The sequence below is a fragment of the Actinoplanes sp. NPDC020271 genome (assembly GCF_044388125.1).
Taxonomy (GTDB): domain Bacteria; phylum Actinomycetota; class Actinomycetes; order Mycobacteriales; family Micromonosporaceae; genus Actinoplanes.
The window spans coordinates 251,359-267,566 of the sequence record NZ_JBIRWQ010000012.1 but is presented as its reverse complement, the minus strand read 5'-3'; the positions used below and the strand labels follow the sequence as shown (position 1 = coordinate 267,566).

Sequence of the window (16,208 nt, the reverse complement as noted above, 5' to 3'; positions counted from 1 at the left end):
CACTTCGGAAAAATCACATCCCGGACCTACCAAACACCACCCTAAAACATCACTCACCACAACCCCTTGACAGAGGGGTGCCGGGAGCGGCGGAGGGCGACCACAGCGGAGATCGGACCTGAGGCTCTTGAAGTTGATCTTCATGGGTGAGGTGCGCGGTTGAGCCGATCCGGCACCATGTGCCGATGGAGCAGGAGCCGGAACAGAAGAAGGGTCGCTGGTACGACAACTGCGACTGCGACCCGGGATGTTGTGATCTGCCCTGTGATGTTCCGGGGTGTGACCTCTTCCGGCTGAGTTCGCTGCTGACGATCGTGGCGCTGCTCGGGCATCGATCCACCGCGCGAGGAGCGGAACGGGCGGTCGTCGCCGCCATCCGCGGATATCGGAGAGTCTCCCCGCGGCTTCCGACGCGGTGCCGCTATCGGCCCACGTGCAGTGCCTACGCCTTGGAGGCGATTCAGCGGTACGGCCTCGGGCGAGGCCTCCGCATGGCCGCCGCGCGACTCCGCCGGTGTGGTCCTCGCGTCCCCCTCGGCACCGGGGATCCCGTTCCGTGACCTGATGGGGCACGATGACCCGATCGCAACACTGGGGAGGGCCGATGGGGGAGCCTGTGGACGGGACCTCGCGTGATCCCGCATCGACGCCGGGAGCCGCGTCGCCGTCGCCGCCGTCGGGAACTGCGTCGCCGCCGTCGGGAACTGCGTCGTCGTCGCCGGGAGCCGCGCCGGCGCCGCAGCCGCGCACGCCGTCCGGGGTGCCGCCGCTCTTCGGTGACTTCGCGGCCGGGCTCCCGCCGCAGTTGCGCCGGGTGTGGAAGCTGCGCAAACGCACTCTCGAGGACATCGCGGCGCGGGACATCGCGGTGCGTGAGGCCGTCGACGAGGGACGGCTGCCGCTGCCGGCCGAACCGGAGACGCTGCCCGGGCCCGAGGTGCTGCCGGACCGGCCGGAACGGTTCAACCTGGCGGCGCTGCGGCTGGCCGGGCTCGGGCTGGCGCTGGTGCTGGCGCTCGGGCTGACGCTGGTGCGGCTCTTCGTGGGCGGGCCGCCGTCGGTCGCGGAACTGCGCGCCCAGTCCGGAGTCGACTCCTGGCCGGTGCTGGACATCGGCGTGAAGGACGATCAGTACGGGACGGCGTATTACGACCAGGGAAAGAAGATCTGGAGCGGGTTCGACATCGACATCGCGTACATGATCGCGGAGGACCTCGGTTTTCGCCGGGATCAGGTGCGCTTCTACGGGATGGAATCCGAGGACCGGGCCCGGATGCAGGCGAATGACCAGAACGGCAAGCGCGTGCCGGTGAAGATGGTGATCGCCAGTTACAGCATCACCGCCGACCGGAAAGCGGCCGGGGTGAATTTCTCCCAGGAGTATCTCGACACCGAGCAGTCGGTGATAACGCTGAAGGATCATTCCTCGGTCTCCGCCCTTCAGGATCTGAAGGGCCAGCGGGTCTGCACACTCTCCACCTCGACCAGCGAGAGCGCGCTCGACCGGGCGGGTGCCACGACCTTCCGGAAGAACCGGGTCAAGGAATGCTTCGCCATGCTGGACGATCGCGAGGTCGACGCGGTCAGCACCGACGCCGCGATCCTCGCCGGCTGGAAAGCACATTTCCCCGATAAATACAAACATTGGGATCTCGGCCTCGACACCATCGAGCGCTGGGGCGTCAACGTGGGCAATAATCCCGCGCTGAAGGAATTGGTCGACATCACGCTTTATCGGTCTTATGCCGACCCGCACGACGAGCGGTGGGAAAAGGCCTACGAGAACAATCTGCAGGTCGAGGCCGAAGCGAACGGGCTCACCCCGATCGCGGTGGCCGAGCAGCCCCGGGTGACCCGGCCGAACGTGCGGGAGCTCCCCTGGGAGGACCTGCTCCAATGAGCGCGGACATCTTCGCCAAGGGGCCGGTGATCGCGCCGCGGCGGCGGCGGTCGCAGCTCAACTGGCTCTTCACCGTGCTGCCGGCATTCCCGCTGATGCTGCTCGTGCTGAGGCTGTGGTATTTGAGCCGGCAGGACCTGCCGACCATGTTGCTGCTGGTGCAGTACATCAACCCGCTCGGCATGATCAGTGCGCTCTTCATCACGTTGAGCTGGGCGATCCCGGCCGTGATCCTGACCCTGCGGGTGCTCGGCGGCATCCTGCTGGTGAGCAAACCGGGCGAGGCCGGGCGTTCCCCGATCGCGATCGCCGCGCTGCGGATGCCGGACTGGGTGGTGCTGACCGCGGTCCTGATCGCCGGCTTCACCTGGCAGCTCCGTCTGCTGCCGACACTGCAGATGCTGATCGTCGCCGTGCTCGGACTGACCGCGGTGCAGCGGCTGCGCGCCGGGCCCTGGGCCATGCACTGGATCACCCTCGGGGTGCCGATCCTCACCGGCGTACTCACGTGGATCTTCGTCTGGCCGGGAGTGATCGCCGCGGTGCGCGGGGGCGAGTACGGCACGGCGATCCTGCTCGGAGTGCCGTCGCTGCTCGGCCCGCTGCTCACCGGGCCGGTTCCGGCCAGCTGGGCGCGGCTGGTCACGCACTGGCCGGCGACCGCCGCCGCACTGGCGTTGCCGATCGTGGTCGGGGTGGTGTTCCTGCGCGCGCCGGTGCTGCCGAGCAGCGCGATCGAGGTCGGGCCGCCGGACGGGCCGGTCGAGAAGGTGATCGTCGGCCAGCTCATCGCGGTCGACGACACCTCGACGACGATGTTGCAGGCCACCGGGGAGGTTGAGTTCGTGCCGAACGGGGACGTGCGGTCGAAGACACTCTGCCCCGAGCCGGTGCAACCCCCCGAGAGCGCCGTCGCGGTCCGGGGCTGGCCGGTGGAGGAGACCGTACTGGAATGGATCGCGCCGACACGGAAGGTGACCGAAATCGATTCGAGGTGCCTGGGGAGGCCGCATGAACCGCAGTGAGTGTATTTTCGACGACGACATGTGCGACATGCCGCCCACCACGTGCAGACAGCCAGCCATCGACCTGGCAGGCTGCACGCCATGACCTTGCACCTGCGGTGGGCGGCCGTCACCGACCAAGGACACGTCCGGACCAACAACGAGGACGGTCACTACGCCGGTGACCGGCTCCTCCTCGTTGCCGACGGCATGGGCGGCATGGCCGCCGGCGATCTGGCCAGCCGGATGACGGTGGAGTCCATGGTCTCGCTCGACACGTTCATCGAGACGGAACACCAGATGGACGCGCTGCACCGGGGGCTGGAACTGGCCAACCGGCGGATCGCCGAGACGGTCGCCGCCGACCCCTCGCTGCAGGGGATGGGCACCACACTGACGGCGGTGCTCTTCAACGGCGAGCGGGCGGCCATGGCCCACGTCGGTGACTCCCGGGCCTACCTTCTGCGCGACGGCCGGCTGAACCAGCTGACCAAGGACGACACGTATGTTCAGATGCTGGTCGACCAGGGACTGATCAAGCCCGAGGAAGCGGCCGGGCACCCGCGCCGGGCCGTGGTGACCCGGGTCCTGCAGGGCGAGCCGGTCAGCCCGGCCTACGTGATCGTCGAACCCCAGGCCGGTGACCGCTGGCTGCTCTGCAGTGACGGGCTGACGGGCGTGGTGAACGATGCGACCATTGAGGAAGAGATGCGGATCGTTCCCGATCCCAAGGCGTGCGCGGAGAGGCTTGTCGATCTCGCGTTGCGCGGCGGGGGGCCGGACAACGTCACGGTGGTCATCGCCGATGTGACCGACGGGGTCTGAGCCGGTATTTTCATCCGGCCGCGGATGATCACGCGGCTACGTCATCCGGCCGGAAGGTCACGCCGGCCCGGACACTGGTGGTGATCACGACGGCGCGCTTGATCGGGACTGTGGCGCTCGCCCTAGCGGTGGTCGCGGTCGGCGAGCTCGTGGGCGCGCCCCGGCTCTACGCCGACACCGCGCAACTCGCCGCGGGCGCGATCGCGGCCTGGGCCTGCCTGATCGCGGCCCGCCGCCGGGCCGGCATCCCCCGCAACTGGCGGTACCTGGCCGCCGGTGGACTCGTCGCCTGGTCGGCCGTCCGGGCCTGGTGGGTCGTCCAGGACCTGACCGGGCAGGACCGGGTGGAGACGCCGACGGTCTTCGACATCGGGTTCGTGGTGCTGCCCGCCTGCATGCTGATCGGCCTGCTCGGCGTCACCCGGACCAGGCCGCGACCGGTGCCGACCTCCCCGCGGCGGGACCAGATCGCGCTGCTCATCGACAGCGTGCTGATCACCGGCTCGGTGCTGGCCCTGTGCTGGACGTCGTCCTGCCTGACCGCGATCGCCGACTGGAAGTCGCTGGCCTGGTGGGCAGCCGCCTACCCGATCGCCGACCTGGTCCTGTTCACCATGGTGGTGCTGCTGCTCACCACCCGGCCCGACTCGCCGGCCGGGCGGCGGCCGCTGGTGCTGGTCGGGGCGGCGTTGCTGGCGTTCGGGACGGCGGACACCGTCCGGCTCCTCGGGTTCGGGCCCACCTGGCTGCAGGCCACCGGGCACCTGCTCGGGCCGGCGTTGATCGCGCTCGCCGCACTCAGCCCGGCCCGGACGGCACCGCTGCCGCAGGACGTGACGGAGTTGCCGCGTGACTGGTTCCACCTGCTCCTGCCGTACGTGCCGGTGCTGGTCACCGGGGTGGTGCTGCTCGCCCGCACGGTGGCCGGGGACGCGCTGACACCGTTCCAGGCCTACCTCGGCTGGCTCGGCCTCGGCCTCGTCGTGACCCGGCAGATGATCACGATCCTGGACAACACCGTGCTGCTGGACCGGGTCGCGGAAACCCAGCGGCGGCTGCATCACCAGGCGTACCACGATCCGCTGACCGGGCTGGCCAACCGCGCACTCTTCCGCGAACGGCTCGTGCTCGCCCTCGACGCCAACCACCATCGGGGTACGCCGGTGGCCGTGCTCTTCGCCGACCTGGACGACTTCAAGCTGATCAACGACACGTACGGGCATGCGCTGGGCGACCGGGTGCTGCACGCGATAGGGGAACGGCTGCGCGCATCGGTGCGACCGCAGGACCTGGTGGCACGGCTGGGCGGGGACGAGTTCGCGGTCGTCCTGGACCAGAGCGACATCGTGACCCCGGCACCGGCCCGAGCCGGGTCGCGGCTGCGACGGGCGGTGGGGCGGCAACGCCGGTACGTGCTGTCCGCGGCCGGGATCAGGGTGTCCGGGGGCTGGCCGGCGGGGACTCCGCTGCCGGCCCGGCGCCGGACCGACCTGCTGACCTCGGGGGAGCCGCTCGCCAACGGGGTGGTGGTCACCGGGCGTTCCGGTCTGGTGCCGACGCCCCGGACCGCCCCGATCTCCTCGGCGTCCGCGGCCTCTCCGGCGCCGGCTGGTTCGCCGGCCTCGCCGGCCTCGCCGGCCTCGTCGGGCTCGCCGGCCTCGCCGGCCTCGTCGGGCTCGCCGGCATCGTCGGTGGCCTCGCCGTCTGCCGGCTCCTCCGGTTCACCGGTTTCTTCGGGTACCGCGGTTTCCCCGGGCCCGGCGGAAGCCCCGGAGATGTCGGCTGATCGGCTCTGGGAAGCGGAGGCGGAAGGGATCGGGGAGCGGGTGCTGGCCGCGCTCCGCGAGCCGTACCTGATCGACGGCCGCGCGGTCAGCGTCGGCGCCAGCATCGGCCTCGTCGTGGCCGAACCCGCCGACCGGCTCTCCGCCGACCTGCTGCTGCGCCGCGCCGACGCCGCCATGTACGCGGTGAAGCGCCGCGGCAAAGGCGCACTCATCCGCTACACCGGCCCGGTCCACGGCCCGAACGCCGACCTGCCGCAACTGCTGGCCGGCGCCCTCAGCGGAGGCAGCCCCGCCGCGGCCGGCTTCGAAGTCTTCTACCAGCCGATCGTGCGCCTCAGCGACGGGGCGACGGTCGCCGTCGAGGCGCTGGCCCGCTGGACCGACCCGATCGCCGGGCCGGTCCACCCCGACGTCTTCGTCACCATGGCCGAACGCACCGGCCTGGTCTCCGCCATCGACGACTTCGTGCTGAACCAGGCGTGCGCCGACGCGCAGGCCCTCGCCGACCGGTTCGGCCGCCCGATCGCCGTGCACGTCAACGTCTCCGCCGGACGCCTCGGCCAGCAAGGGCTCGAGGACGCCGTCGACGCCGCCCTGGCCCGGCACGCGATGCCGCCGGCCCGGCTCGTCGTCGAGATCACCGAGACCCTGCGCATCCCCGACCTGCCGCGCGCCGCCGCGATGGTCGAACGTCTCCGCGCCCGGGGCGTCCGGGTCGCGCTGGACGACTTCGGGAGCGGGTACAACGCGCTCGCCCAACTCCACGGCATGCCGGTCGACACGGTGAAGCTCGACTCCACGCTGACCGACGTGGACACCGCGCCCGACCGGGCCGGGGCGCTCTGCCGCTCAGTGCTCGCCATCTGCGCCGACCTCGGCATCACGGTCGTCGCCGAGGGCATCGAGACGGACGAGCGGGCGGCGGCGTTGGCCGGGCTGGGCTGCCCGCTCGGCCAGGGCTACCTGTTCGGGCCGCCGGCCCGGCTCGCCGAACTCGGCCGGGCCGCCCCCGAGCCCAACCCCTGATCCGCCCGGTGCATTCGGCCGAGTCGGGCCTTCGTCTCCCACGGTGGATGCGGCTCAGCGCCGGCTCGCGACGACGTGGGTCAGGGCTGCGACGCCGCGGTAGGGGTCGGTGGCGCCGGCCCGCTTCTCGCAGGCCAGGATGCGTGCCAGTTCCTGCTCGCCGGGCCGGGGAGCGTCGTCGGGGACGGTGTCGGTGAAGACGCGGACGCCGTACCACGTGACGACCTGCAGCGGACGCGGCACGGGGTGACGGGCCGACCCGGCCCGGCCGGGCAGCGGATCGGAGGTCGACCTCGACAGGAACGTCGTGGTCAGCGTGCTGACGGCGGGGGATGAGGGGATCGGCGGGCTGCGGGCGTCAACAGGCGTGGGGACCGCCGGGCGTCGGGGTCAGCGGGCGATGGGGGCTCGGCGACGGGCCAGCGGGCGCGGGGACCGGCGGGCGTTGGGGTCAGCGGGCGATGAGGGCTCGGCGATGGGCCAGCGGGCGCGGGGGCTGGCCCGGCGAGGGGGTCAGCGGGCGCGGGGGTTGGCCCGGCGGGTCGGCGGGGCGGTCAGCGGGTCCTCCGGCCACGGATGACGTGGGTAGCGGCCGCGCATCTCGGCCCGGACCTGCGGATAGCCCTGCGCCCAGAAGGACGCCAGATCCCGGGTGACCGCGACCGGCCGCCCCGCCGGTGACAACAGGTGCAGCAGGACCGGGACCCGTCCGTCGGCCAGCCTCGGCGCATCCCGCCAGCCGAACGCCTCCTGCACCTTCACCGCGAGCACCGGCGCGGCCGGGTCGGCGTAGTCCACCCGGATCTGCGAGCCGCTCGGCACCGGCAGCCGCTCCGGCGCGACCTCGTCCAGGCGGCCGGCCACGGACCACGGCACGAGCCGTCGCAGCGCGGCGGTCACGTCGAGTTTCGCCAGGTCGGCCCGGCGGCGGGCGGCGCCGAGCTCCAGCCACTCGTCGGCGTGTTCCAGCAGGGCGGCGTCCGAGACGTCCGGCCAGGGATCGCCGAGGGCGGCGTGCGCGAAGGCCAGCCGGGCGCGCAGCTCCTCGGCCGTGCGGCTCCAGGTCAGCAGGCTCAGACCGGCACTGCGCAACCCGGTCAGCAGCGCCTCGCGCAGCGCGACCGGGGCCGGATCGGTCAGCCGGACGCTGGTCAGCGTGATCGCGCCGAGCCGCTGGACCCGCCGGGCGACCACGTCGCCGTCGATCCAGCCGATCTCGGTCTCCTCGCGGAACAGCGTGCTCGCGACCTCTCGCGCGGTCGTCTCGTCGAGCGGGGCGGCGCTGCGGATCCGTGCCGTGCGCGCGCCGGCGGCCCGGTCCGCCACGGCGACGGCCAGCCACGGCGTGCCGGCCAGGGAACTCTCCGGCGGCAGATCGGCCGCGGTGCCACCGGCCATCAGGTAGGCCCGGCTGCCCGTCTCCCGCGCCAGCGCCACCCGCTCGGGGTAGGCCAGCCCGATCACCAGCCCGGTCGCCAGGTCATCGGGGATCCGGGCCGCTCCGGGCCGCCCGCCGGACTCGGACCTGACCCGCCCTCGCCGGTGAGAGGCGTTGCCGGACGGCTCGGACGGGCCGCGCTCGGCGGGGGCATCGGCGGGGGTGGTGGCGGCCGCGGTCAGACGACGTACCTCGGAGTGGAAAGCGGCACCACCCGCGGCCCGAGCCCGCCGGACGGCCGCGACCAGGTCGTCGGTCGCGGTCCCGGAGTCGTCCAGAACCGCGATGATCTCCGCGGCCCGCCGGGCGCCGACCAGCTCCGCACCGTCGAGCAGCGCGCGGGCCAGGCGTGGGTGCAGACCGGCGCCGGCCAGGGCGCGGCCCCGCGCGGTCACCCGGCCCGAGTCGTCGACGGCGCCGAGGTCGTGCAGGGTCGAGCCGGCGGCGCGCAGGGCGCCCGCCGGCGGCGGGTCGGGCAGGGCCAGCCCGCTGCCGGAGGGGTCACCCCAGAGCGCCAGGTCGAGGGCGAAACCGGTCAGGTCGGCCGCCGCGATCTCCGGCTCGGGCTGTGCCGGCAACCGGTCGTGCTGAGACTGTGACCAGCACCGATAGACCCGGCCGGGAGCTTCGCGACCGGCCCGGCCGGCGCGCTGGACCGCCGACGAGCGGGACACCGGAACGGTCACCAGCGAGCCCAGGCCACGGGCGTGATCCATCCGCGGGACCCGGCTCAGCCCGCAATCGACGACCGCCCGCACCCCGGGCACGGTCAGGCTGCTCTCCGCGACCGCGGTGGCCAGCACGACCCGGCGGCGAGGACCGGGACGCAGCGCGGCATCCTGCGCCGCGCCGGACTGGCGCCCGTGCAGGGGCACCACGTCGGCCTCGACGCCACGCAGCCGGTTGGCGACCGTCTCGATCTCGCGGGCGCCGGGCAGGAAGACCAGCACGTCACCGTCGCCCTCGGCGAGCGCGCGGCGGGTGGTCGCGGCGACGTGATCCAGCAGTTTCGGGTCGACGCGCAGGCCGAGCGGCGGGGCGATCGGGCCGGACGGCGGTGACCAGGTCACCTCGACCGGGTGGGTGCGGGCGTGCGCGGTGAGAGTCGGCCCGCCGAGCACCTGGGCGAGCCGGTCGGCGTCGGCCGTCGCCGACGTCGCCAGCAGTCGCAGCTCGGGCCGGAGCACGCCGCGCACGTCGACCAGGAAGGCGAGCGCGAGGTCGGAGTCGAGATGCCGCTCGTGGCACTCGTCGAGGATCACCGCGGTGACGCCGGGCAGCTCCGGATCGCGTTGCAGGCGGCGGACCAGCAGGCCGGTGGTGACCACCTCGACCACGGTGTCGCGGGAGACCCGGCGGTCGCCGCGCACCGCATAGCCCACCCGCTCGCCGACCTGCTCACCCAGCAGGGCGGCCATCCGCCGGGCGGCGGCCCGGGCCGCGACCCGCCGCGGCTCGGCGACCAGCACCCGGCCCGAGCCGGCCAGGGCGAGCGGGACCAGCGTGGTCTTCCCGGTGCCGGGCGGCGCGACCAGCACCGCCGCACCGGCCTCGGACAGCGTGGCGGTGATCTCCGGCAGCAGGTCGCGGACCGGGAGATCGGGCAGGGCGTCGGCGGGGATCAGCACGCGCCAAGTCTTGCCGATCGCACCGACATTTTTTCGGGCCTGTGGACAACCGCCGCGTTGTCCACAGGGCCGTGTTTCGCCTTGCGGATCGTGGCAGGGTGACCGTGTTAATTCTTCGCTCCGGCGGTGCCCGTGGCGGAGCGATCCTGCTTGACTGATCAACACGAAGGAGGGGTGGGGCGATGAGCGAGCTTGCGAGCAGATCAGTGGGCTCAGTCGTCAACTCATCGCGGCGCCGGAGCGCAGCGGAGGTGACGCGATGAGCGGGGTGCAGACTTTCAATGCGCTGCCGGCCGAGCGTCTGCGGGAGCAGCTGCTGGACTGCCTGGCCGCGCCGTCCTGGGGCGACGGGATCGCCGCCGGGCGGCCGTTCGCCGACCGGGCCGCGATCGTCGCCGCGGCGGACGCCGCTGCCCGCGCGCTGACCTGGGACGAGGTTCTGCAGGGCCTGTCCGCGCACCCGCGCATCGGCGAGCGCGCCGCCGGCGAGTCGCGCGAGGCCGCCTGGTCCCGGGCCGAGCAGTCGGCCGCGGCCCGCAGCGCCGACGACGAGACGAAGAGGGCGCTGGCCGAGGCGAACCGGGAGTACGAGGAGCGGTTCGGCCACGTTTTCCTGATCTTCGCGAGCGGCCGCAGTCAGGCCGAGATCCTGGACGCGGCCCGCGAGCGACTGGGCAACGACGAGGCCGCCGAGCGGGCGATCGTCGCCGAGGAGCTTCGCAAGATCGCCGGGCTGCGGCTGGAGCGGGTGCTCGATGCCCTCTGACGGCACCACGGCCGAGTTCCACACCCGCATCTCCACACACATCCTGGACACCACCAGCGGTGACCCGGCCGCGGACGTCTACGTGCGGCTGGAGCGCCGCGACGCGGAGGGCTGGCGGACGATCGACGAGGGTCGCACCGACTCCGACGGCCGGCTGCGCTATCGCGTGCCCGTGCGGGACTGGCAGGCCGGCGGTTACCGGCTGCTCTTCTACGTCGAGCCCTATCTGGGCAAGGAGTGCTTCTTCCCGGAGATCACGGTCGCTTTCCACGTCCACGACCCGGACCGTCACTACCACGTGCCGCTGCTGCTCAGCCGGTACGGCTACACCACCTACCGAGGGAGCTGAAACGCGTTGGCGATCGTGCTCGGACCGAATCGTTACGGCAAGGCGGAGACCCGCCTGGTCCGCGTGCACCGTGACGGTGACACGCACGGCCTGGTGGATCTGAACGTCAGCATCGCGCTCGCCGGTGACCTGACCGCGACCCACCTGACCGGCGACAACTCCGGCGTGCTGCCGACCGACACGATGAAGAACACGGTGTACGCGTTCGCCAAGCAGCACGGCGTCGGTGAGCCGGAGACGTTCGCGCTGCTCCTGGCGCGCCACTTCGTGCGTACGCAGGGGCAGGTCGGCTCCGCGCGGGTGAGCATCGAGTCGTTCGGGTGGGATCGGCTCGGCCCGCACTCGTTCCAGCGCCGCGGCGACCACACCCGCACCACCACGGTGACGGTGACCCGCGAGTCCACCCAGGTGGTCTCCGGGATCAGCGGTCTGGTGCTGATGAACACCACCGCGTCGGAGTTCCACGGCTTCGTGAAGGATCGGTACACCACACTGCCGGAGACCACCGACCGCATTCTGGCCACCGCCGTCGACGCGAAGTGGCGGCACCTCACCGACGACGCCGACTGGGGGAAGTCGTTCCAGGGCGCGGTCGATGCGATGACCAGCGGGTTCGTCAACACGTACAGCATGTCTCTGCAACAGACGCTGATGTCGATGGGCACGATGGTGCTCAGCAGCCGCCCGGAGCTGGCGGAGATCCGGCTGGCGCTGCCGAACAAGCATCACTACCTGGTCGATCTGTCGGTGTTCGACCTGGTGAACGAGAACGAGGTGTTCATCGCCGGCGATCGGCCGTACGGGTTGATCGAGGGCACCGTGACCCGCGACGACGTGCCGCCGGCGACGACGGAGTGGTACCTGTGATCGTCATCGAGAACGCCACGATCGCGACCGTGGACGCCCACGGAACCGAATATGCCGACGGGCACGTCGTGGTCGGCGACGACGGCCGCATCGCCGCCGTCGGGCCCGGAAGAACGGAAACGTCCGGACGACGGGTCGACGCGAGGGGCTGCCTCGTCACGCCAGGGCTCGTCAACACCCACCACCACCTGTACCAGTGGGCGACCAGAGGGCTGGCGCTCGACGAGACCCTGTTCGGCTGGCTGACCACCCTCTACCCGATCTGGGGCCGCCTCGACGCGGAGATCGTCGGCGCGGCCGCCGGCGCCGGGCTCGGCTGGCTGGCCCTGTCCGGCTGCACCACCAGCATGGACCATCACTACGTCTTCCCGCGCGACGGCGGTGACGTCCTGGAAGCCGAGATCGAGGCGGCCCGCGGGATCGGCCTCCGTTTCCACCCGACCCGCGGCTCGATGGACCTGAGCCAGAAGGACGGCGGCCTCCCGCCGGACCACGTCGTCGAGGACACCGACGAGGCTCTCGCGGCGACCGAGGCCGCGATCGACCGCTGGCACGACTCGTCACCGGACGCGATGCTGCAGATCGCGGTCGCTCCCTGCTCCCCGTTCTCGGTGACCACCCGGCTGATGGTCGAAGCCGCGACCCTGGCCCGGCGCAGGGGGGTCCGGCTGCACACCCACCTGGCCGAGACCGACGACGAGGAGGAGTTCTGCCGCAAGCAGTTCGGCTGCACCCCGGTGGAGTACGCGGAGCGTGTCGGCTGGCTCGGTGACGACGTGTGGCTCGCGCACGGCGTGCACCTGGACGACTCGGCGATCGCCCGGCTGGGCGCGACCGGCACGGGCGTGGCCCACTGTCCGAGCTCCAACGCTCGCCTCGGGGCGGGCATGGCCCGGGTGCGCGAGTTGGTGGACAACGGCGTACCCGTCGGATTGGGGGTCGACGGCGCGGCGTCGCAGGAGGTCTCGCACCTGGGGGCGGAGTTGCGGCAGGCGCTCTACACCGCGCGGATGCGGGGCGGGCCGAAGGCGATGGACGCCCGGGAGGCGTTGCGGCTGGGCACGATGGGCGGCGCGCGCTGCCTGGGCCGGCAGGATCACCTCGGATCGATCGAGGTCGGCAAGCTGGGCGATCTGGTGATGTGGGATCTCGACGGGCTGGGCCACGACGGCATCGACGACAAGGTGGCGGCGCTGGTGTTCGGCCCACCGGCCCGGGTCGCGCTGGCCCTGGTCGGCGGGAAGCCGGTGGTCGAGCGGGGTGAACTGGTCAACGCGGACGAGGAGACTCTCACGGTCGAGGCCCGGCGAGCGCACCGCCGGCTGCTGGGGGTGTGATGTTCTTGGCTCCCTCGAGCGCTTGCGCGCGGCGGCGCCGCCACTACGCTACGCGGGAGTAACCACACCGAGAGGAGCCGTCAACGATGACTGAGATCCTGTCCGACGAGGCCGTGGCGTTCGTCGCCGAGCTGAGCCGTCGGTTCCGGCCGCGCCGCAACGAGCTCCTCCAGGCGCGCGCCGCCCGGCGGGCCGAGATCGCCGCGGGCGCCAGCCTCGGCTTCCTCGCCGAGACCGCCGACATCCGCGCCGCCGAGTGGTCGGCCCCGCCGGCCCCGGACGACCTGCGGGACCGGCGCGTCGAGATCACCGGGCCGACCGAGCGCAAGATGACGATCAACGCGCTGAACTCGGGTGCCAAGGTGTGGCTGGCCGACCTCGAGGACGCCAACACCCCGCACTGGTCCAATGTGGTCGACGGCCAGCAGAACCTCTACGACGCGATCCGGCGGACCATCTCGCTGGAGACGGAGAAGAAGACGTACGAGCTGAACGGTGGTCCTTACCCGACCATCGTGATGCGTCCCCGCGGCTGGCACCTCGACGAGCGTCACCTGCCGGTCGACGGCGAGCCGGCCGTCGGTGCTCTCGTGGACTTCGGGCTGTACTTCTTCCACAACGCGAAGGAACTGCTCGAACGGGGCAGCGGGCCCTACTTCTACCTGCCGAAGACGGAGTCCCACAAAGAAGCCGAGCTGTGGAACGACGTCTTCACGTACGCGCAAGAGGCGCTTGATGTCCCGGTCGGCACGATCCGTGCCACCGTGCTGATCGAGACGATCCCGGCCGCGTTCGAGATGGAGGAGATCCTCTATGCGTTGCGCCCGCACATCTCGGGCCTCAACGCCGGCCGCTGGGACTACCTGTTCAGCATCATCAAGTACTTCCGCGACAACCCGCGGATGATCCTGCCCGACCGGGCCGCGGTGACGATGACCGCGCCGTTCATGCGCGCCTACTCGGAGCTGCTCGTCTCCACCTGCCACAAGCGGGGTGCGTTCGCGATGGGCGGGATGGCCGCGTTCATCCCCAGCCGCCGCGACCCACAGGTCAACGAGGTGGCCCTGGCCAAGGTCAACGAGGACAAGGAGCGCGAGGCCGGCGACGGTTTCGACGGCTCCTGGGTGGCGCACCCCGACCTCGTGCCGGTCTGTCAGGCGATCTTCGACCGGGTGCTCGGCGACAAGCCGAACCAGCTGGACAAGCAGCGTCCGGACGTCGCCGTCGACGCGCGTGACCTGCTCGACGTCGCGAGCCTGGACGCCCGGGTCACCGAGGCCGGCCTGCGTAACAACGTCAACGTCGCCCTGCAGTACCTGGAGGCATGGCTGCGCGGCAACGGCGCGGTCGCGATCCACAACCTGATGGAGGACGCCGCCACCGCGGAGATCTCCCGTTCGCAGATCTGGCAGTGGATCCACAACGGTGTGAAGCTGCCGGACGGCACCCCGATCACCGCCGAGCTGGTCGCCCGGATCGAGGACGAGGAGCTCGTCAAGATCAGGGAGACCGCCGGTGAGGGCGGCCGTTTCGAGGACGCGCGCAAGCTCTTCGAGCGGGTGGCCCTCGCCGACGACTTCGCCGACTTCCTGACCAGCGCCGCCTACGACTCGATCGACTGACCCGGGAGTCACATGCGCCTGTCCGATCATGACCATGCCGAGATCGACCGGCGCCTGGCCGCCCACGACGCGTTCCTCCGGGCCCGATATCCGGGGGAACGCGCCGGTCGGCAGCCCGTGCACACGGTGTACACCCCGGCCGACCGGCTGGCCGGGTTCCGTGACTGGGGCACGATCGCGCTGTCCACGATGGATCGGCACGACTTCCCGTGGCCCGACCCCGCGGTCCGGGACAAGCTGGCCCGGGAGCCGATCGAGGACCTGCGCGTCGACTTCGAGGACGGGTACGGCGTCCGCGACGACGACCAGGAGGACGCCGCGGTCCGGGAGGCCGTCGCGATCCTGCTCGACGGGCCCCGGCCGCCGTTCCTGGGGTTGCGGATCAAGTCGCTGGAGGCCGCGACCAGGCGTCGTGCGCTGCGCACATTGGACCTGTTCCTCGACTCCTGTCCGGGCGAGGTGAACGTCACGCTGCCCAAGGTCAGCGGCCCGGCCCAGGTCGAGGCGATGGTCACCGTCTGCGAGAAACTGGAGCGCAGCCCGGGCGCCCTCACCTTCGAGATCCAGGTCGAGCTGCCCTCGGCGGTGCTCGCCGCGAACGGGACGGCGACCGTCGCCGAGCTGATCACCGCGGCTCAGGGACGGTGCACCGGTCTGCACTACGGCACCTACGACTACAGTGCCGCGGCGGGCGTGGCCGCGGCGTACCAGTCGATGGAGCATCCGGTCGCCGACTACGCCAAAGCGGTGATGCAGGCCGCCGCCGCGCAGACCGGCGTGCGCCTCTCCGACGGCTCGACCAACATCCTGCCGGTCGGCGGCCGTGACGACGTGCACGCCGCCTGGCAGCTGCACCACCGCCTGGTCCGGCGTTCCCTCGAACGCGGCTTCTACCAGGGCTGGGACCTGCATCCCGCCCAGTTGCCGAGCCGGTACGCGGCGACGTTCGCGTTCTTCCGCGACGGTCGCGACGCCGCGGTCACCCGCCTGGAGCGTTACCTCGACCGGCAGGACAGCGGCATCCTCGACGAGCCGGCCACCGCCCGCGCGCTGGCCGGGTATCTGTTGCGTGGCCTGGACTGCGGTGCGCTGACCGACGCCGGCCTTCCCCGGGAGCGGCTTCTGGAGCTGATGTAGGCCAGGTTCGAAAAAGTGCCGATGACCTCGAACCATCACGCTCCGCATACGTACTCCCTGACATAGCCGGGAGGCGATTGTGGTGCGACACGAACCGGTACGGACCTGGTATCAGCCCTGGAGACAACGATGCTCGTGCGGGTGCGCCTGGTACCCGTGCCCGGACGCGGCGACGGTCCCGCCGCCCGCGGTCACCCGCAGCCTGCACCTGGGGGACGACGAGGACGGCGGCGAGAGGCCGGACGGCGTGACCGAACACCTGTGGGAACGCCCGTCCTGGGAGTGCCGCTCCTGCGGCCGGCCGTGGCCCTGCGCACCCGCGCGGACGGTCCTGGCCGCCGAGCCGGATCAGATCTCACTGGCGCTCTACATGTCCGGCCACCTCGAGCAGGCCGTCGTCGACCTGCCGCGACGACCGCCGCACGAGATGTTCGACCGGTTCCTGCGCTGGATCCACCCGCGCCCGGGGAGCCGCCACCACTCGCGCGAACTGGCTGCGACGGGCGTCTGACGACGTACCCC

At 71.8% G+C, this 16,208-nt stretch carries 13 protein-coding genes and 1 pseudogene; 12 read left to right on the top strand and 2 right to left on the bottom strand.

What is annotated here, in order from left to right:
- The first annotated feature begins 185 nt into the window (after positions 1 to 185).
- The 5 genes from yidD (at position 186) to ACH442_RS26350 (ending at position 6,542) form a co-directional block, all read left to right on the top strand.
- Positions 186 to 560 carry a membrane protein insertion efficiency factor YidD gene (gene yidD, locus ACH442_RS26370; protein ID WP_396340773.1) on the top strand — a complete coding sequence of 125 codons (375 nt, stop codon included), beginning with the start codon at positions 186 to 188 and terminating at the stop codon, positions 558 to 560.
- Positions 561 to 604: 44 nt separating this feature from the next.
- Positions 605 to 1,900 carry a transporter substrate-binding domain-containing protein gene (locus tag ACH442_RS26365; RefSeq protein WP_396340772.1) on the top strand — a complete coding sequence of 432 codons (1,296 nt, stop codon included), beginning with the start codon at positions 605 to 607 and terminating at the stop codon, positions 1,898 to 1,900.
- Complete coding sequence (locus ACH442_RS26360) at positions 1,897 to 2,925, top strand: hypothetical protein (protein ID WP_396340771.1); 1,029 nt, start codon at positions 1,897 to 1,899, stop codon at positions 2,923 to 2,925. Before ACH442_RS26365 ends, ACH442_RS26360 begins: the two co-directional genes overlap by 4 nt.
- A gap of 81 nt (positions 2,926 to 3,006) precedes the next feature.
- On the top strand, positions 3,007 to 3,729 hold the full coding sequence (locus ACH442_RS26355; RefSeq protein ID WP_396340770.1) for a PP2C family protein-serine/threonine phosphatase: 723 nt from the start codon (positions 3,007 to 3,009) through the stop codon (positions 3,727 to 3,729).
- A 98-nt stretch (positions 3,730 to 3,827) separates the two neighbouring features.
- Positions 3,828 to 6,542 (top strand): putative bifunctional diguanylate cyclase/phosphodiesterase, encoded by a 2,715-nt coding sequence (locus tag ACH442_RS26350; RefSeq protein WP_396340769.1) that lies wholly within the window; start codon positions 3,828 to 3,830, stop codon positions 6,540 to 6,542.
- 54 nt (positions 6,543 to 6,596) lie between these two features.
- Here the strand turns inward: ACH442_RS26350 and ACH442_RS26345 are convergent, their stop codons facing one another.
- Positions 6,597 to 6,785: a hypothetical protein gene (locus ACH442_RS26345; protein WP_396340768.1), complete on the bottom strand. Its 189-nt coding sequence runs from the start codon at positions 6,783 to 6,785 to the stop codon at positions 6,597 to 6,599.
- Positions 6,786 to 7,055: 270 nt separating this feature from the next.
- Entirely contained in the window at positions 7,056 to 9,602 is a 2,547-nt protein-coding gene (gene hrpB / locus ACH442_RS26340; protein WP_396340783.1) for an ATP-dependent helicase HrpB, read from the bottom strand.
- A gap of 265 nt (positions 9,603 to 9,867) precedes the next feature.
- Between hrpB and uraD the strand changes: the two genes are divergently transcribed.
- The 7 genes and pseudogenes from uraD (at position 9,868) to ACH442_RS26305 (ending at position 16,197) form a co-directional block, all read left to right on the top strand.
- Positions 9,868 to 10,374 carry a 2-oxo-4-hydroxy-4-carboxy-5-ureidoimidazoline decarboxylase gene (gene uraD / locus ACH442_RS26335; protein WP_396340767.1) on the top strand — a complete coding sequence of 169 codons (507 nt, stop codon included), beginning with the start codon at positions 9,868 to 9,870 and terminating at the stop codon, positions 10,372 to 10,374.
- Entirely contained in the window at positions 10,364 to 10,723 is a 360-nt protein-coding gene (gene uraH, locus ACH442_RS26330) for a hydroxyisourate hydrolase (RefSeq protein ID WP_396340766.1), read from the top strand. Before uraD ends, uraH begins: the two co-directional genes overlap by 11 nt.
- A gap of 15 nt (positions 10,724 to 10,738) precedes the next feature.
- On the top strand, positions 10,739 to 11,590 hold the full coding sequence (gene pucL / locus ACH442_RS26325) for a factor-independent urate hydroxylase (protein ID WP_396340782.1): 852 nt from the start codon (positions 10,739 to 10,741) through the stop codon (positions 11,588 to 11,590).
- Positions 11,587 to 12,927 carry an 8-oxoguanine deaminase gene (locus ACH442_RS26320; RefSeq protein ID WP_396340765.1) on the top strand — a complete coding sequence of 447 codons (1,341 nt, stop codon included), beginning with the start codon at positions 11,587 to 11,589 and terminating at the stop codon, positions 12,925 to 12,927. The genes pucL and ACH442_RS26320 overlap by 4 nt, the downstream gene beginning before the upstream one ends.
- 83 nt (positions 12,928 to 13,010) lie before the next feature.
- A pseudogene (aceB, locus tag ACH442_RS26315) lies at positions 13,011 to 14,549 on the top strand (malate synthase A); the annotation flags it as partial.
- A gap of 12 nt (positions 14,550 to 14,561) precedes the next feature.
- Entirely contained in the window at positions 14,562 to 15,686 is a 1,125-nt protein-coding gene (locus ACH442_RS26310) for a DUF6986 family protein (protein WP_396340764.1), read from the top strand.
- Between the two features lie 82 nt (positions 15,687 to 15,768).
- Positions 15,769 to 16,197, top strand: coding sequence for a hypothetical protein (locus ACH442_RS26305; RefSeq protein WP_396340763.1), 429 nt, complete (start codon positions 15,769 to 15,771; stop codon positions 16,195 to 16,197).
- Positions 16,198 to 16,208 lie beyond the last annotated feature (11 nt).